Annotated in this window: 21 protein-coding genes; 15 read left to right on the top strand and 6 right to left on the bottom strand. The window is 60.1% G+C overall.

Annotated elements, in window-relative coordinates; genetic code table 11:
- Positions 1–72: 72 nt before the first annotated feature.
- Both ACZO0A_RS07685 and ACZO0A_RS07680 read right to left on the bottom strand, forming a co-directional pair.
- Entirely contained in the window at positions 73–1,845 is a 1,773-nt protein-coding gene (locus ACZO0A_RS07685; RefSeq protein WP_291213086.1) for an ABC transporter ATP-binding protein, read from the bottom strand.
- Between the two features lie 116 nt (positions 1,846–1,961).
- Positions 1,962–3,743, bottom strand: coding sequence for an InlB B-repeat-containing protein (locus ACZO0A_RS07680; RefSeq protein WP_302376160.1), 1,782 nt, complete (start codon positions 3,741–3,743; stop codon positions 1,962–1,964).
- A gap of 238 nt (positions 3,744–3,981) precedes the next feature.
- Here ACZO0A_RS07680 and ACZO0A_RS07675 point away from each other — a divergent pair, with 238 nt between their 5' ends.
- The 3 genes from ACZO0A_RS07675 (at position 3,982) to ACZO0A_RS07665 (ending at position 6,079) form a co-directional block, all read left to right on the top strand.
- On the top strand, positions 3,982–4,440 hold the full coding sequence (locus ACZO0A_RS07675; RefSeq protein ID WP_215691491.1) for a DUF2975 domain-containing protein: 459 nt from the start codon (positions 3,982–3,984) through the stop codon (positions 4,438–4,440).
- 12 nt (positions 4,441–4,452) lie between these two features.
- Positions 4,453–4,668: a helix-turn-helix domain-containing protein gene (locus tag ACZO0A_RS07670; protein ID WP_215691490.1), complete on the top strand. Its 216-nt coding sequence runs from the start codon at positions 4,453–4,455 to the stop codon at positions 4,666–4,668.
- 184 nt (positions 4,669–4,852) lie between these two features.
- Positions 4,853–6,079, top strand: a complete 1,227-nt coding sequence (locus ACZO0A_RS07665) for a DUF4153 domain-containing protein (RefSeq protein ID WP_302492699.1) — start codon at positions 4,853–4,855, stop codon at positions 6,077–6,079.
- Between the two features lie 208 nt (positions 6,080–6,287).
- Here ACZO0A_RS07665 and ACZO0A_RS07660 read toward each other — a convergent pair whose 3' ends face one another.
- Positions 6,288–7,871 (bottom strand): UDP-glucose--hexose-1-phosphate uridylyltransferase, encoded by a 1,584-nt coding sequence (locus ACZO0A_RS07660; RefSeq protein ID WP_302376168.1) that lies wholly within the window; start codon positions 7,869–7,871, stop codon positions 6,288–6,290.
- Between the two features lie 460 nt (positions 7,872–8,331).
- Here ACZO0A_RS07660 and ACZO0A_RS07655 point away from each other — a divergent pair, with 460 nt between their 5' ends.
- Positions 8,332–10,797: a hypothetical protein gene (locus ACZO0A_RS07655; RefSeq protein ID WP_302376169.1), complete on the top strand. Its 2,466-nt coding sequence runs from the start codon at positions 8,332–8,334 to the stop codon at positions 10,795–10,797.
- A gap of 120 nt (positions 10,798–10,917) precedes the next feature.
- Here the strand turns inward: ACZO0A_RS07655 and ACZO0A_RS07650 are convergent, their stop codons facing one another.
- Both ACZO0A_RS07650 and ACZO0A_RS07645 read right to left on the bottom strand, forming a co-directional pair.
- Complete coding sequence (locus ACZO0A_RS07650) at positions 10,918–11,847, bottom strand: nucleotidyltransferase family protein (protein ID WP_291209658.1); 930 nt, start codon at positions 11,845–11,847, stop codon at positions 10,918–10,920.
- 53 nt (positions 11,848–11,900) lie between these two features.
- On the bottom strand, positions 11,901–12,917 hold the full coding sequence (locus ACZO0A_RS07645; RefSeq protein WP_486846192.1) for an RING finger protein: 1,017 nt from the start codon (positions 12,915–12,917) through the stop codon (positions 11,901–11,903).
- A 330-nt stretch (positions 12,918–13,247) separates the two neighbouring features.
- Between ACZO0A_RS07645 and prfB the strand changes: the two genes are divergently transcribed.
- The 3 genes from prfB to ACZO0A_RS07630 all read left to right on the top strand — a co-directional run bounded on the left by prfB (position 13,248) and on the right by ACZO0A_RS07630 (position 17,446).
- The gene (gene prfB, locus ACZO0A_RS07640; RefSeq protein ID WP_215691484.1) at positions 13,248–14,369 is read left to right on the top strand and encodes a peptide chain release factor 2; all 1,122 of its coding nucleotides are present in this window, start codon (positions 13,248–13,250) and stop codon (positions 14,367–14,369) included.
- A 1-nt stretch (position 14,370) separates the two neighbouring features.
- The gene (locus ACZO0A_RS07635; RefSeq protein ID WP_215691483.1) at positions 14,371–14,838 is read left to right on the top strand and encodes a MarR family winged helix-turn-helix transcriptional regulator; all 468 of its coding nucleotides are present in this window, start codon (positions 14,371–14,373) and stop codon (positions 14,836–14,838) included.
- 241 nt (positions 14,839–15,079) lie between these two features.
- Complete coding sequence (locus tag ACZO0A_RS07630; RefSeq protein ID WP_486846191.1) at positions 15,080–17,446, top strand: HAD-IC family P-type ATPase; 2,367 nt, start codon at positions 15,080–15,082, stop codon at positions 17,444–17,446.
- Positions 17,447–17,485: 39 nt separating this feature from the next.
- On the opposite strand, the gene ACZO0A_RS07625 is transcribed toward ACZO0A_RS07630, so the two are convergent.
- A complete protein-coding gene (locus ACZO0A_RS07625) occupies positions 17,486–18,190 on the bottom strand; it encodes a YoaK family protein (protein WP_291231655.1) in 705 nt (234 codons plus the stop codon).
- A 333-nt stretch (positions 18,191–18,523) separates the two neighbouring features.
- On the opposite strand from ACZO0A_RS07625, the gene ACZO0A_RS07620 reads away from it, so the two are divergent.
- The 8 genes from ACZO0A_RS07620 (at position 18,524) to ACZO0A_RS07585 (ending at position 25,882) form a co-directional block, all read left to right on the top strand.
- A complete protein-coding gene (locus tag ACZO0A_RS07620; protein WP_291231654.1) occupies positions 18,524–18,997 on the top strand; it encodes a DUF2798 domain-containing protein in 474 nt (157 codons plus the stop codon).
- Between the two features lie 229 nt (positions 18,998–19,226).
- Positions 19,227–19,559, top strand: coding sequence for a hypothetical protein (locus tag ACZO0A_RS07615; protein ID WP_291209669.1), 333 nt, complete (start codon positions 19,227–19,229; stop codon positions 19,557–19,559).
- On the top strand, positions 19,556–20,614 hold the full coding sequence (locus ACZO0A_RS07610) for a V0D/AC39 family V-type ATPase subunit (RefSeq protein WP_302376173.1): 1,059 nt from the start codon (positions 19,556–19,558) through the stop codon (positions 20,612–20,614). Before ACZO0A_RS07615 ends, ACZO0A_RS07610 begins: the two co-directional genes overlap by 4 nt.
- Before the next feature lie 143 nt (positions 20,615–20,757).
- Complete coding sequence (locus ACZO0A_RS07605) at positions 20,758–22,674, top strand: V-type ATP synthase subunit I (protein WP_294781498.1); 1,917 nt, start codon at positions 20,758–20,760, stop codon at positions 22,672–22,674.
- A gap of 152 nt (positions 22,675–22,826) precedes the next feature.
- On the top strand, positions 22,827–23,204 hold the full coding sequence (locus tag ACZO0A_RS07600) for an ATP synthase subunit C (protein ID WP_215692200.1): 378 nt from the start codon (positions 22,827–22,829) through the stop codon (positions 23,202–23,204).
- A gap of 4 nt (positions 23,205–23,208) precedes the next feature.
- Positions 23,209–23,514 (top strand): V-type ATP synthase subunit F, encoded by a 306-nt coding sequence (locus ACZO0A_RS07595; RefSeq protein ID WP_215692199.1) that lies wholly within the window; start codon positions 23,209–23,211, stop codon positions 23,512–23,514.
- An 11-nt stretch (positions 23,515–23,525) separates the two neighbouring features.
- On the top strand, positions 23,526–24,116 hold the full coding sequence (locus ACZO0A_RS07590) for a V-type ATP synthase subunit E family protein (protein ID WP_302376175.1): 591 nt from the start codon (positions 23,526–23,528) through the stop codon (positions 24,114–24,116).
- An 11-nt stretch (positions 24,117–24,127) separates the two neighbouring features.
- A complete protein-coding gene (locus tag ACZO0A_RS07585) occupies positions 24,128–25,882 on the top strand; it encodes a V-type ATP synthase subunit A (RefSeq protein WP_302376177.1) in 1,755 nt (584 codons plus the stop codon).
- Positions 25,883–25,890 lie beyond the last annotated feature (8 nt).

The following is a 25,890-nucleotide window of genomic DNA, read 5'->3' as shown; positions in this document are numbered from 1 at the left end:
GGGGCGGCGGGGGTAAATCTCCCCTCATCAGCCCGCTTCGCGAGCAGCTTCTCCCCCAAGGGAGAAGCCGTTTTACAAGGTTTCCCCGCTCACCAGTCCATTCCACAACCTATAATATACGCCCTGCTTCGCCAGCAGCTCTTCATGGCTGCCTTCTTCCTCAATGCCGTCCTTGCCCAAAACGAGGATGCGGTCGGCGTTCTTGATGGTCGTCAGGCGGTGGGCAATCGTCAGCGTTGTGCGGCCCTTCGCCAGTTTGTCCAGGCTCTGGCCGACCAAAATCTCGCTCTCGTTGTCCAGGGCACTCGTGGCCTCGTCTAACAGCAGAATGCGCGGGTTCTTCAAAAATACGCGGGCAATGGCGAGGCGCTGCTTCTGCCCGCCGGAGAGCTTGACACCGCGCTCACCGACATAGGTGTCATAGCCGTCCTTCAAGGCGCGGACAAAGGCGTCAGCCCCAGCCAGGCGGGCAGCTTCCTCAATTTCGGCGCGGGTCGCGCCCGGACGGCCGTAGGCGATATTCTCCGCCACTGTGCCGCTGAAAAGATACACGTCCTGCTGCACCACGCCGATGGCACTGCGCAGGCTGTGCAGCGTTACGCTGCGCACATCCTGGCCGTCAATGCGGATGGTGCCGCCAGTCACGTCGTAGAAGCGGGGAATCAGGTTGCACAGCGTCGTTTTGCCGCCGCCGGACGGCCCGACCAGCGCGACATTCTCGCCCGGGAGGATGTGCAGATCTACGTGGCGCAGCACTTTATTGTGGTCGTCGGGGTACTCAAAGCTCACATCGTCAAAGTCGATGCCGCCCTCTTTGACTTCCAAGTCCTTCGCGTTGGGGGCGTCGGCAATCGCGATGGGGGTGTCCATGATTTCCGCAAAGCGCTCGATGCCGGTCATGCCGCGCTGGAACTGCTCGGCAAATTCGACGATGCGGCGGATCGTGGCGATCAGCGTGGACACGTACAGCACGTAGGCAACCAGATCGCCCGCGCTGATGGCCCCATACACAAGGGACAGACCGCCCGCCAGGATGACCACAAAGTACATCAGGCCGTCAAAAAGGCGGGTGGATGTGTTGAACGCGGCCATGGCATAGTAGCCCAGCGTCTTGATGTTCTCAAAATCACGGTTGCCCTGCTCAAACTTTTCACGCTCCAAATCTTCCGCCGCAAACGCCTTGACGACTCGCTGGCCCAGCAGGCTGTCCTCAATCGTGGCGTTCAGTTCACCAATCTGGAATCGCTGCTGGCGGAACCGCTCCCGCAGTTTGTGGTTGAGTTTGACCGACACAACGCCCATCAGCGGCACACAGGCAAACACCACCAGCGTCAGCGGCACACTGGCCTGGCAGAGGATAACGAACGATGCCACGATCTTTATGCCCGCAATGAAAAATTCCTCGGGGCAGTGGTGGGCAAACTCGGTCACGTCAAACAGATCGTTGGTGATGCGGCCCATAATCTGGCCGACCTTCGTGTTATTGTAGTAAGTGTGGTCCAGCCGCAGCAGGTGGTCAAAGGCGTCGCGGCGCATATCCGTCTCGATATGTACGCCCATGATGTGGCCGATGCCGGACATAAAGTAGCTGGCCGCGCCGTCGATGACACGCAATACGAAGTAGAGCGCCGCCATTTTCAGCACGGCGTCCACGGTAAGGGCCGCAGCGCTGACGGTATTTGTCAGGTTGCGCATGATGGTGGGCAGCGCAATATCGCAGAGCGTTGTCAGCGCGGCGCAGAACAGATCAAACGCCAGCACGCCGCGGTATTTGACCATATACGGAAGAAAACGGCGTATCAGCGCCCCGTTTTTCGGGCGCTGCGGGGTGGTAGTTTCAGACATGGATTCCTCTTTCATTCGGACTTGTAGGGGCCGGGCATGCCCGGTCCGCACGTGGAAGGCAAACGGTCGTTTACCGGAAAGCTGCGGGCCGCATATGTGCGGCCCCTACATGGTGGTTACTCGGTGGGGGTGTCACTTTCCGTTGTTGGTTCACTCGGCGTAACTGGTTCTGGCGCAGGTGCGGCCCGCAAAACCTCGTTACAGCGGGAGCACACAACGCTGCCGTCGGGCTGCTCAACGCCGCTGTGCCCCAGTGCGGCAGATTCCTCCGTTTTTGTCTCGCCGCAGCTGCATTGGTAGGTTTTTGTGCCGGCTGCCGTGCAGGTGGTGGTGTCACTGATCAGCTGGAAATCATGGGTGTGCGGTTCCGGTGTCGGTGTCGGCACTGCCGTTGGCTCGGGTGTGGCGGGCACGGCGGTCGGCGCAGCGGTGGGTACTGCCGTCGGCACCGGCGTCGGTGCCTGGGTGGGCACTGCCGTTGGTGCCGTCGTCACGACCGGCGTAGGGGAGGGGGAGGGAGACGGCGTGGCCTTGGCGGCCTCGACCTTCGTCTCGCCGCAGCCCTCGCGCTTGCAGGTGTAGATGATTTCCGCGCCCTTCTGCACCCCGTCATCCCAGTCGTGGCCCAGCGGCTTAATGTCCTTCTCGACGACTTCGCCGCAGATTTTGCACTTGTACTTGGCGGACCCGGCCTTCAGGCAGGTGGCGGCAGTCTTGGTGCCCTCGACCTCAACATACTCGTGCTCGTGGGCGTCGGCCTTGAAGTGCGCCGTCAGCACCACGCCGCCCGCGTCGGCGTTCTGGGGCATTGTAAAGCTGATGGTCGCGCTGCTGTAACTGCCGCCGGAGCTGGCCGTCCAGCCCGCAAAGACAAAGCCCTCGTCAGCCACGGCGGTCACGGCGCTGGCGGTGCCGCCTTTCTTGACCAGCTGGCTGGTGGAGCCGCTGACCTTGCCGCCGTTTGTAGCGACAAATTCCAGCGGGACCTTCGCGCCGCGCACGGCTATCGGGTCGCTGGTGATAAGGTTCGCAGGGACGCCGTCGGGCTGGGGGATGGACCCCAACGGCTGCGGGCGGCGGTCCTCGGTGATATAGGCGTGGGTGCGCACATAGTCAAAGTACGCTGTAACGGCGGTTTTTGACAGGTGCACGCCGTCGGACAGCGTGTAATCCGTCTTGGCCCAGCCGGTGGCGGCGTCGCGCAGGACTTCGGCGCTGTTCAAAAACTTAAAGCCGTTTTCCTCGCACATTGTCACCAGTGCGGCATTGTAGGCGTCCACCTGGGTCATGGTCAGGTTGGTGTTCTCGCGCTGTTTGTCCAGCGGCGGGATGGCACTGACGATGATATCGCAGTAGGGCCACGCAGTCTGGATGGCCTGCAAGCCCTGCAAATAGGTCTTGATGTAGCTGGTCGCGTCGGTGGACGAGCCGCCCAGGTTGTTGGTGCCGTAACAGATGATGATGCGCTGGGGCTTGAGCATCGCCACGGCCTCCGGCACGGTGTACATTGTGGAGGAACCCTTGAATTTTTCACATTTCAGCGTGGTAATAGCACCAGCGCCCATGCTGACGACACCGATGCTGTTGTCCACCGATGCAAAGGCCGTGCCGGTTTCGTCGGCGTACATCGTGTAGCGCACGGTGTTTGAGTCGCCGATAAACAGCGTCTCGTCCAGGTAGCTGCGGCCCGCGTCCTCAGTGGCGGGCAGCACGGTCCCGATTTCGGCGGCGACAGGCTGTGCGGTCGTCGCGGCCGTGGGCGTCAGCGTGGCAGCGACCTCGGCTGTTTCGGCTGTGGCGGAGGCAGCAGGCTCATCGGTGGCAGCGGGCTTGCAGCCCACCAGGCAGACGCCCAGCGCCGCAGCCAGCAGCGCGGCCCGGCAAAAGGGTAATTTCATGCGGTGCACCCCTCTTTTTTGTTTCGATACACAGCTATGATACAACATTTTGTGTCAATACGCAAATGAATCTTGCAGGTTTTACAAATTTATCGAAAAACAATAAAAAAATGCTTGTAAAACGATATGCGCCGTGGTATACTGCAAACAATGAAAGCGGGGGCAGGCCACATGCAGGGGGCGATGCCTGCATCCGTCCCTACAATAACAACCATTTGCAGCAACAGGAGAGCTACCTATGAACTACCATTGGAACGACCGCAAAAGTATCACGCTGACCCGGGTGGTCGTGGCGACGGCCATTTTGGGCAGCGCCATTATGACAATATCCGGCCCATGGCTGACCCGCTGGATGGTCACGGCCCACGCGCTGCCGCCGCGCACAGGGCCGGTGTTGCTGGTGTTGGGCTACCTGTGCGCGGTGCTGGCGTTCGGGATGCTGTTCAGCCTGTACAAATTCCTGCGCCGCATCGAGGCCGGGCAGATTTTTGTGCCCGCCAACGTCACAGCGCTGCGGCGCATCAGCTGGTGCTGCGTGGGCGCAGCGGTGCTCTGCCTGCCTGCGGGGGTGGGCATCTACCTTCCGTTTGCGTTTTTGGGCGTGGCAGCGGCGTTTATGGCGCTCATCGTCCGGGTGCTGAAAAACGCTTTTGAACAGGCCGTCCGCATGAAGGACGAGCTGGATCTGACGATTTAAGGGGGCGGTGCTATGCCTATCGTGGTCAATTTGGATGTCATGATGGCCCGTCGTCACAAAGGTGCGGGCGAGCTGGCTGAGGAAATCGGCATCACCCCGGCAAATTTGTCGATTTTGAAAAACAACAAGGCCAAGGCCGTGCGGTTTTCGACCTTGGAAGCCCTCTGCAAGGCGCTGGACTGCCAGCCGGGGGATATTTTGGAGTTTGTGCCGGACGAGAATCGGTAGGGGCCGGGCATGCCCGGCCCGCGGCTTACCCGCAAACGCCCACGTAATTTTACACGACCGGGCCGGACATATCCGGCCCCTACGGGAAGGTGGTTTCGCTATGCTGTATGCACTTTTGATGTACCCGCTGGCGTATTTTTATCTGCGCGGAGTGATGTTTCCGCAGTCATATTCGGATTGGGGAATGCCGGTTTTTGCGGCGCTGTTCATTGTGTATGTGGACTGTGCCGCCCGGGCGGCCCACCGCACCGCCGCCCGGGAAACCCCGATCTGGGCCGGGTGCTGGCTGGCGCTGTCGCTGACGTACCCGCTGTTCGGCTATCAGCCGGACCCGCTGGGCACGTGGCAGTGGATGGCGTGGCACATTTTCGCCGTCTGGTACGTGCTGGCCCGCTGCGGAATGCTGGCCCAGGGGTACAGCGGCAGCCTGGTTTTGCTGGATGGCCTGGCCGGGGTATTCCGGCTGCCCTTCGGCAATTTCTTCCTGCGGGTGCGCACGGTGTTTTCTGCGCTGAAAACCGGCCTGCATGGCCGCATCAAAGCCCGTAAGGCGCTGCGCGTGCTGGCTACGGCGGCACTGACGCTGGCGCTCTGCGGTACGGCGTGGGGCTTGCTGGCCGCCGCCGATGCCAACTTTGCGGCGCTGGGCCAGAGTGTGGCCGACTGGTGGAACAGCCTGCTCAACAATATAAAATATATCGATACACTGATGTATATTCTACTGTCGCTGCCGGTGGGCGCGTGGCTGTACGGACTGGTGTTCGGCGCACTGCGCCGCACCGAACCGCCCACGACGGCGGCCCAATGTACCGCTGCGCTGGAACACGCCCGCATTGTGCCGCGCAGTACGGCAACGGTAGCGGTAGCCGCGCTCTGCGGTGTTTACGCGCTGTTCTTCGCCGTGCAGGCGGGGGAGTGGTTCGCCGCCGCGCCCCTGGGGTTAAGCGCTCCGGACGCCGCTGCCTTTGCGGTGGACGGCTTCTGGGAGCTGCAAAAAATCCTGCTGCTCAACTTCGGCGTGCTGGCCGGCGTGCATTTTCTGGGCCGCGCACCGCTGCCCAAAGCGCTGGCCGCGGTGTTCTGCGGCTTCGGGCTGGCGTTTGCTGCGCTGGCGGCGGGCAAGCTGGCGGTCTATGTCGTCCTCTACGGCCTGACGCCCCGGCGGGTCATCGCGGGGTGGTTCCTCGGCGTGTTGGCGGTCTGGTGCGTGCTGGCGCTGGTGCGGGTGTTCCGCGCCATCCCGGCGGCGCATATCGCCATTCTGGTGCTGGCGGTCAGCTTTACGGTTCTGGCCTGCGTGAACATGAAACAACGCATTATCAATGCAAATTTGGCCCGCGTGGAAGCCGGAATCGATGAAGAACCCGATTGGGGCGTGCTGTGGGAGTGCGGGTACAGGGAGGAACCGTAGGGGAGGGATTCATCCCTCCCGGGTCGTGTGCGGCGGATTTCACGGTAAACATCATTGAGTTGTAGGGGCCGCACATGTGCGGCCCGCGCGTGTACGGCAGACGACTGCCTGCCGGAAGGTCGCGGGCCGGGCATGCCCGGCCCCTACAAGGCAACGAAAACAGGGACACCAGCCCTTCCGGGTCGATGTCCCTGTTTCTTATGCGATTTTACACTTTCTTAAACCCTACGCTCTGCATAAACCGCACAAATGCGGCCTGACCCTGGGCGTCCTGCTTGAATACACCGGCGTTCTCCAAAACGTGGCTGAACACCGTGCCGATCTCCGCCTTCACGGCCTTGTTGGCGGCTTCGGGCTTCATGTGGGTGCCGTACTTGGCAATCAGCTCGTCGATCCAATCGGCGTGTACGGCCAGGGTGTCGCCCGGCTCACGGCTCGTGTTCGGGCGCTGGCCCGTCAGAATCTCCGCAATCTGCGCACCCTGATCCTTCAGGCGGGCGGGCAAAATCGCCAGGCCCATGACCTCGATCAGGCCGATGTTTTCCTTTTTAATATTGTGGTATTCCTTGTGCGGGTGGAAGATACCATCCGGGAACTCCGCACTGGTGCGGTTGTTGCGCAGGGCCAGGTCCAGGATGAACCCATCCGTCTCGTCGTAGTGCAGGATCGGCGTCACGGTGTTGTGGGGCGTGCCGTCTGTTTCTGCCAGAATACCGACGCTCTCGTCGGTGTAGGTGCGCCAGGCGGTCAGGATGTTGTTTGCCACGATCTGCATCTGCTGGCTGCTGCGGCCCACCAGGCGCACGGCGGAGACAGGCCAGTTCAAAATGCCGGCCTTGACGCCGGGATAGCGGATATCTGCCATAGGTACGGCAATATCGGCCTTCTGCATCGGGAAGACATACCGCCCGCCCTGGAAGTGGCTGTGGCTCAGAATGCTGCCGCCGACGATCGGCAGGTCGGCGTTGGAGCCGCAGGTATAGTGGGGGAACTGCGCCACAAAGTCAAAAATTTCGGCCAGCGTCTGTTTATTCATCTCCATGGGCTTGTGCTGCTCGTGGAGCATGATGCAATGCTCGTGGAAGTAGGCATAGGGGCTGTATTGCAGGTAGAACTGCTCGCCCGCCAGCGTAATGGGCACAATGCGGTGAGTCTGCCGCGCGGGGAAGTTGATGCGCCCGGCATAGCCGATATTCTCCTTGCAGAGCATACAGGCCGGGTAGCCGCTCTTGGGCTGCAAACGCTCCAGCGCGATGGTCTTGGGGTCTTTTTCAGGCTTGGTCAGGTTGATGGTGATTTCCAGTTCGCCGTAGGGGGTGGCGGTGTTCCACTGGATGTTCTTGGCGATCTGCGCGGTGCGGATGTAGTTAGTGTCCACGCAGAGCTGATAGAACCAGTCAGTGGCGGCCTTTGCGCCCTGCTTCTGGTAGAGCTTCTTGAACTTTTTGCAGACTTCGCTCTCGCGGGGCATCAGGGCACCCATCAGGCGTGTCTCAAAGTTGATGCGGTACTGGTTCACCGCGCCGTCGAACAGTTCCTTCTGGGCGGCCAGCTCGACCATCTCGTCCAGCAGGGCGGCGGGGGTGGCGGGATCCTCCTTCGGGGGCTTGGCCTCGCTGGGGGCGGCCAGGGCCAGCAGGTCCAACAGGGTGTTGCGTGCTACCAGAACGTCCAGGTCTTTGATGAGCTTGTGCTTGCGGCCAAAGCGCAGCAGGCGCTCCACATCCAGGGCCAGGCGCGCGTCGCGCTGCTCCGGGGTCAGGGTCGTAATGTCCAATTCGTTCTTTGCCATAAGTACCCTCCTGTAACGGTGTATGCGGTGTGTTGATTCTGTTGTATTAACCATACCGCCTTTTGCCTCGGCTTTCCATAGCGTTGTGTGCCAGGCTTTTGCAATTTTCAACCAAAAGCCCGGCAGGGCCTGCTGTAATTTTGTTTTTATTGTCGCATTTTATGGTGGGGTTGTCAATAGTCTGCCCGGGGCAGAGAATGTAGGGGCCGCACATGTGCGGCCCGCGACTTTTAGGCAGACGACCGCCTGCCTTTCACGCGAGGGCCGGGCATGCCCGGCCCCTACATGGGAGCCAAAATCCATCAACTTGCACAAACCAGCCCGGGATTTTTGTGCGCATGGGAAAAATTCCACACAATTTACACAAATGTATCAACTGTGCATTGACAGAATGCAATGGGGGGGGGGTACAATGGCGGTATGCAGTAAAACTTACATAATAAGGAAAGGAAAAAGCAACATGAGAAAACGCATTTGCAAAAAGGCGGCGTCTCTTGCTTTAGCGCTGGCCATGGCAGTTTCTGTCTGCACGACAGCACTGGCAGAGGACGACACCGAGCAGACGACCACGGAAACGACCAGCATTTCCGAACAGACGAAGGACAACGGGGGAGAGGATAGACTCTCCACCGAGACCGTGGAAAACGGCGCAATCCTGACGCTGGATGAGTTCAACGCACTGACCGAGATTCCCGCGAATGTTACCGAGCTGACGGTAAATCTGGACGGCGTGGATTTGAGAAACGGCAGTTTTGTTGTCGGCAATGAAACCATTGCTGACACCTATCGGTATGTCAACACCTTGGATGAAATGCGGGAAGATGAAACGCAGTTTGAACCGCATGGACAGGGATTTGTTGTTGGAACCCATAAGCAGGGAATTAAACTGAATATTGTTGGAAATATTCAATTTTCAGATGATGCGGCGAGTGTAAACTCGCCGGCAAATTCACTTACATTTAAAATTCCTGATGCGTCCGATATTGTGTTCTCTAATGCGACACTGAATGGATTTATTCGCATCTATTCGTCTTGGACACAGAGCTTTGCGTCAATGGTCAAAGGGCATAAAATGAATGGTCTGACGCTCAAAGATTGTATAGTCAATGGCCTTTGGGTTCAGAACAGCGGTGCGCCCGCGAACGATATCATTATTGACGGATGTACTTTTAATGAGCATAAAAACACTGTCTCGCCCAACGATTCCAGCCCGATTTGGATTCAGAACATTGAGACTTGCAGCGTAACGATTCAGAACTCGAACTTCACGATGAGCCGTCCTATTAAAGTCATCGAAAATAACGTTCTGGGTGTTTCGTTCAAGGCAATCAATAATACGTTCACACTGCTGGACAATAATAAGGACGGCAGCAAAGTAAAGGAAATTGCTATTTACATTACGGATACCAAGAATGGCGACACAAGAGGCATAGCAAACCCCACTCGCGAGCAGCAAATCGGTACTGCAAGCCTTGGCAACGTTGAAATCAGTGGCAACACGGTAATTGGCGGTGCAGCTCTGCTTGCGTTTACGCAGGAAGAGCCTTTAATTAAGATGGCTGACGGTGCAACGTTCATCGTTAAAGACAACAAGCTGGGCGAAAACGTAAAGACCAGCGTGATTTGGAAAAAGGGCGTGGAATACGTCCCTGACTTTGTCACCGTCATCAAGCCTGCAACCGTTGCCATCTCCACCGCTGCACCCTCTGTGCGTGTGGACGATGTCACCGATGAAACCCTCATCCAAGCCGCAAAGACCGTTGACATCTCCGGCGAGAGCGTGGACGCTGTTGAGAACAGCGATGCCGTTGTCGCCGTCAAGGCCGACGCCGAAAAGACCTACAAGAACGCGGATAACACCTGGAACGAAGCCAAACTGAAAGCGGCCCTCGAAAATTCCGCACTTGCGAACACCGATGTGAACAACATCACCCTCGTGGTTGTGCCGTACCTGGCTATCACCCCCAAGCAGACCGACGCAAAAGGCCAGCTCACCTTTGCTATTGAGCTGCTGTGCGACCTGCGCGCTACGACCGACCCCGACAATATGACCCCCGACAACACCTACACGATCAGCACCACCAATATTTCCGCCAACGCCCCCACTGTCACCATTCAGCTGTCCGTCGGCAGCGCGTTCACCGCGGACCAGCTGACCGGCCTGTACGTCAAGCACGACAGCACCAAGGGCGTGCGCTACTACGATACCACCGTTGTGAACGTCGACAACAAGACGATCGCCTTTGAGAACCCCGACGGATACAGCGACTTCACCGTCATGTACAGCGCTGACGAGGCCGTCGTTGACTTTGAGGGCACATCCAAGACGCTGAACCTGACCAGCCTGAACGACAAGACCCTGCCCGCCCCCGCCAAGACCGAGAACTTCCTCGGCTGGCAGTTTGCGGGTGTGGATGGCACCTACACCGAACTGGACGAGGCCCTGCTGGCCAAGCTGGCCGCTGCCTACAAGGCCGCCGGCAAGCCCCTGACCGCCACGGCCCAGTACAAGACCGTCGAGCAGCCCACCCCGGCCCCGACCGAAGCGCCGAAGCCTACGGCAGCGCCGACCGCCGCCCCCACGGCGGCCCCGGCGGCTACTGCGGCCCCGGCCCCCACGGCCGCGCCCGCCGCAAACAATAAGTATTACACCTGCACCGCCTGCGGCCACCACAACTGGACTGCCACTGGAGAGGGCTACAAGTGCGATACCTGCGGCCATTTGGAAAGCGCGAAGCAGCTTTCCGGCTATGCCAACGTCAAGGGCGTGTACACGCCGCAGACCACCGGTGCAGCCCAAGCTGCCAAGGCCAGCACCATTCCGCAGACCAGCGATGATATGCCGATCATCCCGATCGTCGTTATCTCCATCGCCGCCCTGCTGGGCCTGGGTGTGACCGCCTATTTGAAGAAAAAGCAGAACTAAGGTTGTTCTGAAATAGCAAAAGCAAACCGCCCCATGCACCGTGATGGTGCATGGGGCGGTTTTGCCTTCCCCCAAGGGGGAAGCCTAAAGCCTCCCTTGTCAAAGGGAGGCTTTGCTTTCTTACTTCTTCAAATCGCTGAACAAATCCTTCTTATACACGCCATCGGCGACCAGCTTGGCGAAGCTGTCAATGACGGTCTGCTTGTCCTCGGCGTAGGTCACCCCGAACCACTTGTCGTGGGTGGGCAGGACCTTGACGCTGACCTTGCCCGCGTGCAGCAGCTCGTCAATGTAGATGGGCAGCAGGTACTCGGCTTTCAGCGGGTTGGCAGGCTCGGCCTTCTCAAAGAACTCAACAAAACCGGCGTCCAGCAGGTCCACAAACTCCGGGGTCAGTGCCCACATATTCATCGAGACAAGGCTGTCCGTGTCGATGCTCTTGCCGCCCGCTGCTGCGCCGTCGGCGGTCTTTTCAATGCCGCTGGTCTCCAGCACGCCGGTCAGGTAGTGGGCGTCGTTCATCTGGCAGATGCCGCGGGTGACAGCGCCGTTGTCGCTCAGGGTGTTTTTCAGCACAAAGCCCGCCATGGCCAGGTCGCCGGACTTGTCGGGCGTGTAGCCCTGCAAAAAGTCGTGCAGCTGGACAAAAGCCTCTTTGCCGTAGTAGTCGTCGGCGTTGATAACGGCGAACGGCTCCTTGATGATGCCCTTGCAGGCCAGCACAGCCTGGCCGGTGCCCCAGGGCTTGCTGCGGCCCTCGGGCACGGCGTACCCGGCGGGAACGTTCTCCAACGCCTGGAACGCGTAGTCGATCTCAACGCCCAGCTCGGCGCAGATTTTCTCGATGCGGTCGCCGATGGCCTCTTTGAAAGCGTCCTCGATATCGTGGCGGATGATAAAGACGATTTTGTCAAACCCGGCCTCGATGGCGTCATGAATGGAATAGTCCATGATGATCTCGCCGTTGGGGCCGACGGCTGCCAGCTGCTTGATGCCGCCGCCGAAGCGGGAGCCGATACCAGCGGCCATAATAACTAATGCGGTTTTCATAAGTTTCCTCCTATTTTAACACCATTGGTGTATTGCGTTGTTTTGCGGTGCCATCAATACCCACTCATCGCCATGGCGTACTGCACAAAATCGGGGCCGGCCAGGTTGATGACCAGGGACGCCAGCAGCAGAATGACGGCGTAGTACAAAATCACCGACAAAAAGCTCGTGCCGCCCTTTTGCAGCAGGGCATCGGTGCGGGCGTCGCCCTCGGGGTAGTCGGCATAAATTTTCTCAATGCTGCGCTTGGCATCGTTGCGATACCACGATACCGCAAACAGGCCCAGCACGATTTTGAACGCCCACGCCACCACGGCGCAGATGTTGGCCGCCGTGGGGATCCACCCCAGCGGCAGCGAGCCGAACAGCGTCGGGTTGAACGTCGCCACAATGGCAATCAGCTCCGGCGCGCTGAGCAGCAGCATCACAAGTGCGGCCAGCAGACCCTCTTTCCACATCTTGCGGTAGAAAAGGTACGCAGGGCCGAACAAAAATGCAGACAGGCAGACCGTGGCATTCTTCTTCGTCATGCTCATGCGGAAAAACTGCATCAGGTAGTACATCGGGCTGCGGCCCACGTAGGCGGCCCAGTCCTTGGCCTTGATGCCGTCGATGGGGTCCTCGGGGCCGATCTCGCGGCGGTAGATGCCGCCGTCCTCGCCGGTGCCGAAGGTGTCAATGTGCGGCCCGGGCGTGGTGCGGCTGTTGTTCACCGCGGACGAGTCGCGGGCGTAGATGGGCACAGACTTTTCATCGTCTGTCTTGGCGGTGATGGGGTCCGGCGCTTTGGGCAGGGGGCAGCCGCAGTGCGCACAGCGCACCGCGCCCGGCGTGTTGTGGGTGCCGCAGTTGGGGCAGGTGGCCTCGTGTGCGGCCTTGTCGGCGTCGGGGCCGACCTCGGGCTGCCACTCAAACCCGGCGGCGTGCTCGGATTTGTGCATACATACGCCAACTTTTTGCCAGCAGGCCCGGTGGTAGGGTGTGCCGCAGTCAGGGCAAACGACGATATCGTCCTCGTCGGTAAATGCCTGTTCGCAGACAGGGCAGTGGTTTCCGGTGTAACGTGTCATGTGGTGTGTCCTCGTTCTTCTTTCAGTAACATAAAGACATTATACCGCATCAAATGGATAAATGCAAAGAAAACATAAAAACTTTACAAGAGAAATGAATTTATTGCCTTTTTTCCTTGCGCCACCGGGTAGTGGCCGGGCGGTCGTTTGCCCGAAGGCTGCGGGCCGGGCATACCCGGTCCCTACCCGGTGGCGTTGTTTTTGCCGGGAGGGATACATCCCTCTTTTACAAATATTTTATGCGGCTGCCCCTCTTTACAACGCCTGCCAATTCGCTTATAATGGTACTATGTAATTTTATGCCAACTTATGTGATGAGGGATACCATATATGATTACCATTGACGAACTGAAAGCAAAACTCGGCGGCATGAAAACCGCCGTGGACGACCTGCGCGACGCCCTGTCCATTGAGGCCAGCGAGAAGCGCCTTGCTGAGCTGGAACACCAGATGACGATGCCCGGCTTCTACGATGACCAGGCCCGCAGCCAGAAAATCATCGGTGAGATGGGCGAAGTGAAGAACAAGCTCGAGCGCTTCGGTAAACTGGCCACCCAGTATGAGGAAGCCGAGACGCTGCTGGAAATGATCGAGGAAGAGAACGATCCCGCCCTGGCCGCCGAGGGTGAGGAGGCCGTTGAGGGCGTCGAGAAGTCCATCGACGAGCTGCAGCTCATGACGATGCTGAACGGCGAGTACGACCACAACAACGCCATCCTGACCTTCCACGCAGGCACCGGCGGCACCGAGGCCCAGGACTGGGCCGAAATGCTCTACCGTATGTACACCCGCTGGGCCGAAGCCCACGGGTACAGCGTTGAGGTGCTGGACGTGCTGGACGGTGACGAGGCCGGTATCAAGTCCGCCTCCATGATGGTCAAGGGCGCGAACGCCTACGGTATGCTCAAAAGCGAGCACGGCGTCCACCGCCTGGTGCGCATCAGCCCGTTTGACGCCAACGCCCGCCGCCAGACAAGCTTCTCCAGCCTGGAGGTCATGCCCGAGCTGGACAACAACATCAATATCGAAATCAACCCCGCCGATATCGAGATGCAGGTCTACCGTTCCTCCGGCGCGGGCGGCCAGCACATCAACAAGACGTCCTCGGCCGTGCGCCTGATCCACAAACCCACCGGCATTGTGACCAGCTGCCAGACCCAGCGCAGCCAGCTGCAGAACCGTGAGTACGCCATGGAAATGATGAAGGCCAAGCTGTACCAGATCGCTTTGCAGCAGCACAAGGACAAAATCGACGACATCAAGGGCGTGCAGAACGAGATTGCCTGGGGCCACCAGATCCGCAGCTATGTGTTCATGCCCTACACGCTGGTCAAGGACAACCGCACCGGCTACGAGAGCAGCAACGTACAGGCCGTCATGGACGGCGACCTGGACGGCTTCATCTTTGCGTACCTGAAGGCGGCCTCCCGCGGTGAGCTGAAGGAAGATTGATATGCAGGACCGTTTCATTCGACTGTCCGTCTCGCTGGCGCGGCTGCAAAAGGTCATCCAGCGCATCAAGACCAGCGGTATGGGCCGCATTGCGCTGAAAGCGGGCCACACGCTGGTGCTCTGCCAGCTGGCAGCCGCCCCCGAGGGCTGGCATTTCTCCGACCTGACTGAGCGGTGCGACCTGGACCCGGCCATGATCTCCCGCGTGCTGGCGGATTTGGTCCGCAGCGGCCTGGTGGAAAAGTGCGGTGCGCCCGGCAAGTACAACGCGCTGTATCTGTTGACCGACGCGGGCCGCGACCGCGCCGCCCGTGTGACCGCCGTGGTACGTGACGTGGAACGCCGCGCCGACGAGGGGATAGATCCTGCCGACCTGGCGACGTTTTATAAGGTGCTGAACCAGCTGACAAAGAACCTGGAAGCCGTGGCCGCCGACCCGGCGGAGGCGTTTGAACCGTTGGAAAGATAAAACCGCGACAACCGCATATAGACAAAAGTGCCCGACTGCCCCAAAACGCAGCCGGGCACTTGTTTTGTTCATACTTGGCGGGTATACTTGCCATAATAAGCTGATGTAGTTCGTTTTACTATTGTAGGGGCCGCACAGGTGCGGCCCGCAGCTTTCCCATAAACGGTCGTTTGCCTTCTGCGACCGGGCCGGACATACCCGGCCCCTACAACCTCTACCACCTGAAAGGAGCCACCCTCTCATGCCATCCATCACCGGGCTGACCGCTGCCGAGGTCAACGCACGCCGCGCGGCAGGGCAGACGAACACGCCGCCCAAGTCCCAGACCAAGACCACCGGCGAGATCGTGCGGGACAATATCTGCACCTACTTCAACCTTGTGTTCCTTGTGCTGGCCGTTATGCTGGCGCTCGTGCGCTCCTGGCTGAACATGGGGTTCCTTGGCATCGTGTTTTGCAATACCCTCATCGGCATCGTGCAGCAGCTGCGCGCTAAACGTACCATCGACAAATTGACCCTTGTCTCGGCGCAGAAAATTCGCTGCCTGCGGGACGGCCGGTGGTGCGAGGTGCTGTCCGACGACCTTGTGCAGGACGATGTGGTCGAGTTCGGCGCGGGCGACCAGATCGTGGCCGACGCCGTTGTGCTGGACGGCAGCGCCCAGGCGAACGAATCCCTCATCACCGGCGAGGCCCGGGCTGTGCCGAAGGAGTGCGGTGCGGAGCTGAAATCTGGCAGCTTTTTAATGGCGGGGCGCTGCGTCGCCCGGCTGACCCGCGTCGGGGCCGAGAGCTACGCAAGCCGCCTGACCGCCGAGGCCCAGGCCAACGGCCACAAAGTCGCTCGGGGTGAAATGATGCGCAGCCTGGATAAGCTGATAAAATTCATCGGTATCGCGTTGGTTCCCATCGGCGCGGTGCTGATCTGGAAGCAGCATTGGGTGCTGGAACTGCCGATGAAGGACACCGTGGACGCGACGGTCGCGGCGCTCATCGGCATGATCCCCGAGGGGCTGTACCTGCTGACCAGTGTAGCCTTGGCCGTGAGCATGATGCGCCTGGCCCGCCGCAAGGTGCTGACCCGCGATATGAACTGCATTGAGACGCTGGCCCGGGTGGACACTCTCTGTGTGGACAAGACCGGCACGATCACCGAAAGCGCCATGCAGGCCGACAATCCGCTTCCACTGGCGGAAAATGAACCGCTGGACGCGATTTTGGCGAACTTTTACGCGGGTGAGCAGCCCGACAATGACACCGGCCGTGCTCTGGCGGCCCGCTTCGGGCAGGGCGGCACCGGCTGGTTTGCGCGGTGCAGCGTGCCCTTCAACACGGCGTACAAGTACAGCGCCAAGGATTTTGGCGCGCAGGGCTGCTACGTCGTCGGTGCGCCGGATGTGCTGGCCGGGGTGCGGGCAGGGGAGTTTGCCGACAAGCTGGCACCGCTGCTGGCCCAGGGCCGCCGCGTGCTGCTGCTGGCAAAATGTAACGCCGCACTGCCCGACCCGCCAGCCGCGCTCGATCCCGCGCAGCTGGAATTTCTGGCGCTGCTGCCGCTGCAAAACCGCATCCGGGAAAACGCGCCCAAGACCTTCCGCTACTTTGCCAAGCAGGGTGTGGCGGTCAAGGTCATTTCGGGCGATGACCCGCAGGCCGTCAGCCATGTGGCCGCCAACGCAGGCATTGCGGGGGCCGAGCGCTGGGTGGACGCCGCGACGCTGCGCAGTGAGCAGGCGCTGGCCGAGGCCGCCGAAAAATGCACGGTCTTTGGCCGTGTGACGCCCGAGCAGAAGCGCCAGCTCGTCCACGCCTTGCAGGCGAAAGGACACACAGTTGCCATGACCGGAGATGGCGTAAATGACGTATTGGCGTTAAAAGATGCCGACTGCGGCATCGCCATGGCGTCCGGTGCACAGGCAGCCAGCCAGGTGGCGCAGCTGGTGCTGTTGGATTCTGACTTTGCCGCACTGCCCAGCGTTGTGGGCGAGGGGCGGCGTGTCATCAACAACATCCAGCGGTCAGCGTCGCTGTTTCTGGTCAAAAATATCTTCTCGTTCCTGCTCAGCATCGTGGCATTGGCGCTGCCGCTGGCCTATCCGTTCCAGCCTTTGCAGCTGTCCCTCGTCACATTTGCCACCATCGGCGCACCGGCGTTTTTCCTGGCATTGGAGCCAAACCACGAGCTGGTGCGCGGGAAATTCATGCGCAACGTCCTGCGGGCCGCGCTGCCCGGCGGGCTGACAGACTTCCTGCTCGTGTTCTGCACCCAGGGATTTGGCTATGCGTTTGATATCCCCACAGACATGGTTGGCACGATCTGCACCTTCGTGATTTTGTGCGTAGGCTTGCAGATCTTGTGGGGTGTCTGCATTCCGTTCACGCCGCTGCACTGGATCATCTGGGGCGGCATGACGGTGATGGGGGTCGCGGGGGCGTTCCTGCTGGCCCCCTGGCTGCCGCTGGTGCGGCTGGACTTGGGCGGCATGCTGGTCTTGGTCGTATTGCTGGCCCTTAGCGCCCCGACCCTGGCGGGGCTGACCTTTATGGGGGCGCGGCTGAACGGCATGGTGAATGATGCCCGGAACAAAATAGGACGAAGAAAAGTATAAAAGTAAGCCCCATCCGACGTAAAATCGGATGGGGCTTGCTTATTTTTCCAACTCTTCTTCGATCTCCGGCAGATCCTCTTTGATAAACATAAAGCACAAGCTCACCAGCAGCAGTGCGCAGGAAAGCCAGATCGTTTTCTCGCCGAAAATGCCGACGCACTGTGTGCCGATGCCTGCACCCAGTGCAAACACGAAAATCACGCCGAAATAGTGCAGAGCCTTCCACAACAGCTTTTTGTCGCGGGTATGCCCAAAACCAACCAGCGAATCCATACCGCTGCGCAGGTTGCCGATGCACATGGTACTGGCAAACGGGTAGCCGTGTACCTTGCGGAACGCCTGTACCTGCATGGCGCAGGAAAAGGATACCAATGCGTTGGCACCGATATCCCACGCGGCGGGGAAGAAGCCCACCACGAACAGCAGCGCAATCTCGGCCAGCAGCACAAGCTGCCGCCAGTGCATACGCTTGGCCTCGCGCCAGCGCAGGCGGATACACTCAGCCGCCGCCACGCCCAGCGCAAAGGCCAGCACCGGGATGAAATAGTGGGCGAACCGTGCGAAATCGCCCTCGAACAGGCTTTGGCTCATCAGGACGATGTTGCCGGTCTGGGCGTTGGCAAACACCTTGCCGCGCCCGATGTAGGTGTAGGCGTCCTGTAACCCGCCCGATGCGGACAGAAACATGACCGTGCGGAATGCCTCGGACATCTGCCCGCGGTGATGCAGTAATGAATGTGACATGATTTTTGACCCCTCTTACGATTGCACAGGCAGGGGCGGGCATTGGCCGCCCCACCAATCATTGCCCATTATAGCGCGCCGCGCCATCCCTGTAAAGTTTGCGGCGACAGTTGCGGCGTTTTGTACCAAAGTGACGCGGCAAAACGGAGAAATATTTTATACAAAGTGCAGAAATTTGTGCAGGGGTATTACATAAGCGGAAAATTTGCGGTATACTGGCTCCACTTTCCAACGCAGTGAGACAACAGCCGCAGGGCGTCGCAACGAGTTGAGCGACACCCTGCGGCTGTTTTTGTTTTGGAGAAAATAACGTATATATGAGGAGTAATTACAATGCCGCAAACAAAGAAACAGGAAATCGCCTACACCGTCATGATGGTCTGTGTCATGGTCTACGGAATGGTCTGCTATAATATCGCACTGGATGTGGGTGGGATGCAGAATTTCATCTTCGCCGCTGCCCTCAGCGAGCTGCCCATTATGGGCGTCATCGGCTTCCTGCTGGATACGTTCCTGGTCGGCCCCGCGGCCATGCGCATCGCCATGGGTTGGTTCACCCCCGGCAAGGATAAGCAGGTGTTTCTGGTAGCGGCCATCTCCTGCCTGTCGGCCTGGATGATGTGCCCGTTGATGAGCTTTTTCGCCACGCTGTTCTTCAAGGACAGCCACAACGCAAACTTTTTTGCCATGTGGGTGCAGACCACGGCGATGAACTATCCCGCCGCGTTCCTGTGGCAGCTGTGCGGCGCAGGCCCGCTGGTGCGGTTTGTGTTCGGCAAAGGGCTGGCCGCCATGAAAAAGCAGTGAGATCGATTTCGCAAAACATCGACAAGAAAAACACAAACCCATTTTTGTACAAATAAAACTGCACAAAAACCACTTGCCATATTTGGTCATAGTGCTATAATTACGGCTGAACCTGAAAAAGTTGGTCTACCTATTTACATAATAGGAACTACTTCCGGGTGCAGAGAATGCAAGGGAAGGGAAACGCTGATTGGTTCAGGTAAAGCTCCCAAAGAGTGAGGTGCATTGCATGAAAGATGTCAACGACCTGATGCAGGCCATTTTGGAGATGGACGCCGCCCAGCGCAAGGCCAGCGAGAAGGCCAAGGCCGAGCGCACCGCCCGGTTGGCGGCCCTGGACGAGCAGAAACAGAAAATCATCGCGGAGTGTGACGCCCGCGAAAAAACCGAGTGTGCAGCCGCAGCCAAGGCCGCGGCCGACGGTAACGCCGCCGCGCTGGCGGCACTGGAGCAGCAGCGCCGGCAGGCTGCCGAGACCATGACCGCCGCCGCAAAGGCGAAACAAGCACAATGGTGTGCCGAGCTTGTACAGCGCACCCTGGGCGGGGAGGCCGCACAATGATGAAGGCGAGCGCGGCTTCCGGCAACGCCGTACTGGCCAAGGCCCGCGCCCTGTATGGCCGCAGGCTGCGTGCCGACGATTACCGCCGCCTGATGGGCTGCCGCACGATGACCGAGCTTGCCGCGGCCTTGAAGGAGTACCCGCTGTACGCCGACGCCCTGACCGAGGTCAACCCCCAGTACGCCCGCCGCGCCCAGCTGGAAAACCTGCTGCGCCAGGGCCTGTACGCCCGGTACGACAGCCTTTGCCGCTATGACCGCAGCGCGGGCAGCAAGGTGTACGAGTACTTCACCCTTTGCTGCGAGGTCGATGAGCTGACCGCCGCCATGCGCTGCCTGGATGCAGGCCGCCCTGGCGATTACCTGTTCCGCCTGCCGGAGTTCATGCAGCAGCGCTGCTGCATCGACCTCTACGCGCTGGCTAAAGCCACGAGCCTGGACGGCATCCTGGCCGCTGTGGCCGACACGCCGTGGGAAAAAGTCCTGGAACCGATGAAAGCCGCCAAGCCGGACCGGGGCCTGACTGCCCAGGCCGAGCCGCTTTTGCAGGACCGCCGCCACAAAGCCCTTGTGGCGCTGGCCCCGGCCAAGAAAGGCACGAGCGCCGCGCCGAACTTGCGCGACTTGGTGGAGCTGGAATGCGATACGTCCGCTGTCTCTAACGCAGCGCGGCTCATTCGTATTGGCGCACCGGATTCGGTGGTGCGTTCCAACGCCCGCCGCGACTGCACGGCTATGACGAACGACGAGTGGGAGTACCTGCTCGCCGCACGCGACCTGGCCGACTTCAAGGTGCGGTTCGCCAAGACAAAGTACGGCCCGCTGCTGGGCCACCACGAGTACAGCGTGCTGAAGGAAGGCTTCTTCCACTACCGCTGCGACTGGTGCAAAAAGTGGCTGCGGTTTTCCACCGACCCAACGCTGGTTATGCTGTGTTACGTCTGGCTGGCCCAGTGCGAGGTGCAGGATCTGGATCACATCATCGAGGGCGTGCATTACAAGCTGCCGCCCGAGGAAGTCCAGTCGCTGCTGGTCGGGTTTGATGAGAACGATTGAGTTTTACACTGTCGGTGACGGCAACACGCCGCGGCGGTCAGGGGACTGACCGCCCTACACCCGAGGTACGATACCGTAGGGCGGCCAGTCCTCTGGCCGCCGCACCGCACGGGTGTAAGACAGTTTGAAGGAGTGTGAACTGATTGGTTGAAAAGATGAAACTGGTGCGGGTACAGGGCACGATGCCGCAGCTGAACGAGTTTATCGGCTCGTGCTGCATGGACGGCCGCTTTGACCTGGAACCTGCCACCAGATATATGTCGGAATCGCTGGGGTACGGCGCTCTGAATGAAGAGAACCCCCACACAGCGATCCGCGACCAGATCGAGACCATGGCCCAGGAGGCCAACATAGAGCTGCACAAGGGGCAGCAGCACAGCGACCCGGTGGACGCCGAGGGCCGCAGCTATTTAAGCGATCTGCTCGAACAAATCGACGAGCTCTGCGCTGAGCGTAAGATCCTGCTGGACCAGAAAAAGCTCTGCGAGGACGGCATCGAGCAGTACAGCCACTTTACCGGCCTGAAGGTCAACGTCGATGACCTGCTGGACTGCGCCCATGTCAAGGTCCGGTTCGGCTTCCTGCCCACCGAGGGCTACAACAAGCTGATGAACAACTACGGCGATGATCCGTATATCCTGTTCACCCCCTGCAACCAGACGAAGGCCGGTTACTGGGGCGTCTACATGACCCCGCGGGAGAAAGCGCTGGAAACCGACGGTATCTTCTCGATGCTGTACTTTGAGCCGGTGCATGTGCCCGGCGCGGCCGGTTCGCCCGCCGAGATCATCGAGCACTTTAAAGAAAACCTTGATGTCGTCAACAAGAGCGTGGACGATGTCAACGGCCGCATTGCCACCCTGTGGCAGAAGAACGCCGAGAAGGTTCAGCTGTTGTACGACACGGCCTGCTACTACGCCGCTGTGTACGACCTGCGCCGGATGGCGGCGGTCAAGGGCCAACACTTCTTCTGCGTCGGCTGGGTCCCGGCGTCGGAGGTGGACGAGGTCGCGGGTAAGGCCCGCGCCGTCAAGGGGCTACGCGTCACGGTCGATGGGCCGGAATCCGCCGGCAAGATGACGCCCCCCACCAAGCTGAAAAACCCCTGGTGGAGCCGCCCTTTTGAGTTTTTCGTCGAAATGTACGGTCTGCCCGCCTACGGCGAGACAGATGTCACCGGCTTTGTAGCGATCACATTCACCGTGCTGTTCGGCATGATGTTTGGCGATGTCGGGCAGGGCATTGTGCTGGCGCTGTTCAGCACCTTTATGTGGAAGGTCAAGCACAATGACCTGTTCCATCTGATGATTCCCTGCGGCATTTCGAGCACGATCTTTGGCCTGGTCTACGGTTCTCTCTTTGGCTACGAGGAGGCCCTCGACCCGCTCTACCATGCTTTGGGCATGGCGGGCAAGCCCGTTTCGGTCATGGATTCCATCACCGGCATCCTGATGGTGGCCGTTTACATCGGCATTGTGCTGGTGCTGGCGGCCATGGCGCTGAATATGTACACCCACGCCCGTCACAAGGAGTGGGGCGAGTTCATCTTCTCGCCCAACGGCCTGGTTGGTGTCGTCACCTACCTGTGCGGTGTTGACCTGGCAAGCGCCTACATGGGCGCGGTCACGTTTATGCCGCAGGTCGTGGCAATCATCGGTCTGGTGGTCGGTTTGGTGCTGCTGCTGTTTGCAGAGTTGCTGGCCCCGATGGTCGAAGGCAAGCCCTGGCAGCCCGCAGGCGGCATGGGCAACTACTTGATGCAGAGCGTGTTCGAACTGCTGGAAACAGTGCTGAGCTACCTGTCCAACACCATTTCCTTCCTGCGTGTGGGCGCGTTCGTCATTGTCCACGCCAGCATGATGATGGTCGTCTTTACGCTGGCCGGTACGCCGAACAACATCGTCGTGGTCATCCTGGGCAACCTGGTGGTTATCTGTCTGGAAGCGCTGCTGTCCGCCATCCAGGGCATCCGTTTGGAGTTCTACGAGATGTTCAGCCGTTGCTACAAGGGCGGCGGCCGCAAGTTCGTGGCGTTTGACCTGAAGAAAGAGAAAGCGTAAGAGGACGCGAGGTAGGGGCCGGACATGTCCGGCCCGCAACCAACCCACAACCGGTCGATAGAATCGAAGCCGCGGGCCGGGCATGCCCGGCCCCTACAAAAGCGCCTGACAAAAAGGTGCGGATACAATAAAAATTTACGGAGGGTTCCATTATGAAAACCAAGTTCAGCAAACTGTTCGTTACCATCCTGATCGTGGCCGCTGTGACCTGCTGCGGCGCACTGGGCGTCTTTGCCGCCGATGATGCCGCCACCGACACCACCGCTGCCACGACTGCGTCCGAGACTGTCAACACCGACAACGACCACAACAGTTCTTTGAGCATCGGCCTGGTGGCTGCTGCTTTGGCAACCGGCCTGGCCGGTATCGGCGGCGGCATGGCCGTTGCCTCCGCTGCGCCTGCTGCTATCGCTGCCAACAGCGAGAACGAAAAGACCTTCGGTAAGAGCCTGATCTTCGTCGCTTTGGGTGAGTCCATCGCCCTGTACGGCCTGGTTATCTCCATCATGATCCTGTCTAAGCTGGTGTAATGCTATGCGGTTCTTTCTCATCAGCGACAACTCCGACGCCATGAACGGCCTGCGTCTGGCGGGCATTGAGGGCACCGTAGCCCGCAGCGAGGCCGACCTGCGGCACGCGCTGGCGGATGCCGCCAACCAGCCGGACATTGCCGTGCTGCTCGTCACCGAGAAGATCGCCGAGACTTACACAGCCACGCTGGACAGTGCCCGCGCTGCCGGTGGGCCGCTGCTCATCACCGTGCCTTCCACCGGCGGCGGAGCTGCCGGTAAGGACCGCCTGACCCGCTATATCCGCGAGGCCATCGGCGTGAAGATTTGAGAGGTGTGACCATGAACGAATTAGATACCCGCGCCGGGCGCTTTCTGGAGTCCATCCGCGCGGAAGGCGAGGCCGCCTGCGCCGCTATCCACGAGGAGACCGAGCGGGAAATTTCCAGCCAGCTGGACGCTACCCGCAAGGCCGAAAACGCCCGTGTGGAGCGCACTCTGCACTTTGAGACCGAGCGTGCCCGCACCCGCGCTAACCGCGATTTGAGCGCTGCCCGCATGGCCGCCCGCGCCACGCTGGCTGACCAGCGCCAGAAGATTGCCGACGAGACCTTTGCCGAGGCACGCAGCCAGCTGGCCGCCTTTGCCGCCGGCGACAAATACGCCGCCTGGCTGCAAAACGAGGCTGCCGCGCTGGCGGAAGCCCTGGGCGAGAATGCGAATATCGCCGCCCGCCCGGCGGATCTGCCGCTGCTGCAAAACGTCAAGCTGCCCGTCGGCACGACGCTTACCGCCGATGAAAGCATTGAACTCGGCGGTCTGAAAGGCGCAAACGCCGCCAAAGGCTTGGTTGCCGACGACACGCTGGCAGCACGCCTGAACGCCCAGCACGAATGGTTCTTGCAGAACGCCGGGCTGGAAATCAACATTTGAGGGGCAAAGCCATGGAAAATAAAATTTACAGCATCAACGGCCCCGTTGTCACCATCAAGGGCAAAACCGACCTGGAAATGATGGAAATGGTCTATGTGGGCAACGCCCGCCTTGTGGGCGAGGTCATCCGCATGAACGACAAGGAAACCACGATCCAGGTCTATGAGGAGACCGGCGGCCTGAAAGCAGGCGAGCCTGTCGAGAGCACGGGCGGCCCGCTGTCCGTCACCCTCGGCCCTGGCATCCTGCGCAACATCTATGACGGTATCCAGCGCCCGCTGCCCGCCATTGAGCAGCACATGGGCAGCTTTATCGAGCGCGGTGCCCATGAGCCGTCCTTGGACGAGAGCGCCAAGTGGGACGTGACCGTGACCGTCAAGGCAGGGGACACCCTGACCCCCGGCCAAATCTACGCTACCTGCCCGGAGACGCCCGCCATCCAGCACCGCTGTATGGTGCCGCCGACGATTTCCGGCACCGTGACCTGGGTCGCCGCTAACGGCAGCTACACCGTCCATTCACCCATTGTAAAGCTGACCGACGCCAAGGGCAAGGAACACACGCTGACCTTGTGTCAGAAGTGGCCCATCCGCACCCCGCGTCCGTCGGCCGAGCGCATGACCTCGCCCCGGCCGCTGATTACCGGCCAGCGCGTCATTGATACGATGTTCCCGCTGGCCAAGGGCGGTGCGGCGGCCATCCCCGGCGGCTTCGGCACCGGCAAAACGATGACCCAGCACCAGATCGCAAAGTGGTGTGACGCCGATATCATCATCTATGTCGGCTGCGGCGAACGCGGCAACGAGATGACCCAGGCGCTGCAGGAGTTCAGCGAACTGGTCGACCCCCGCACTGGCAAGAGCCTGATGGATCGTACCGTGCTGATTGCCAACACGTCCAACATGCCTGTTGCTGCGCGTGAGGCGTCCATCTACACCGGCATTACGCTGGCCGAGTATTACCGCGACATGGGCTACCACGCCGCCATGATGGCTGACTCCACCTCCCGCTGGGCCGAGGCTCTGCGTGAGATCAGCGGCCGTCTGGAGGAAATGCCCGCCGATGAGGGCTATCCTGCGTACCTGCCCAGCCGCCTGGCGGAGTTCTACGAGCGCGCCGGTTATGTCAAGACGCTGAACGGCGCAGAAGGTTCCGTCTCGGTCATCGGTGCAGTCAGCCCGCAGGGCAACGACTTCTCCGAGCCTGTCACCCAGAACACCAAGCGCTTCACTCGCTGCTTCTGGGCGCTGGATAAGTCCCTGGCCTATGCCCGCCACTACCCGGCCATCAACTGGAACGACTCCTACAGCGAGTATTTGGGTGACCTCGGCGGCTGGTACTATGATAATGTCGGCCACGACTTCATGTCCTGCCGTGAGCGCATCGCCAACCTGCTTTTGCAGGAGAACAACCTCATGCAGATCGTCAAGCTAATCGGCTCGGACGTGCTGCCCGACGACCAGAAATTGACCATCGAGATCGCCCGCGTTATCCGCGTAGGCTTCTTGCAGCAGAACGCTTTCCACGCCGTGGATACCTATGTCCCGCTGGAAAAGCAGCTGAAGATGATGGAAACCATTTTGTATCTGTACGACAAGTGCGCCGCGCTCGTCGCCAAGCAGGTGCCGGTCAGCCGTCTGCTGGCTACCGGCCTGTTTGACGAGCTGGTGCAGATGAAATATACCGTGCCCAACGACGACTTTACCAAGCTGGACGAGCTGCAAAAAGCCATCGATACCAAGCTGGCCGCCGTGGTCCAGGGCTGATGAGGAGG

It is taken from the genome of Gemmiger sp. (assembly GCF_057431175.1).
The sequence above is the reverse complement of the archived record's forward strand: the minus strand, read 5'-3'. Positions and strand labels throughout refer to the sequence as shown.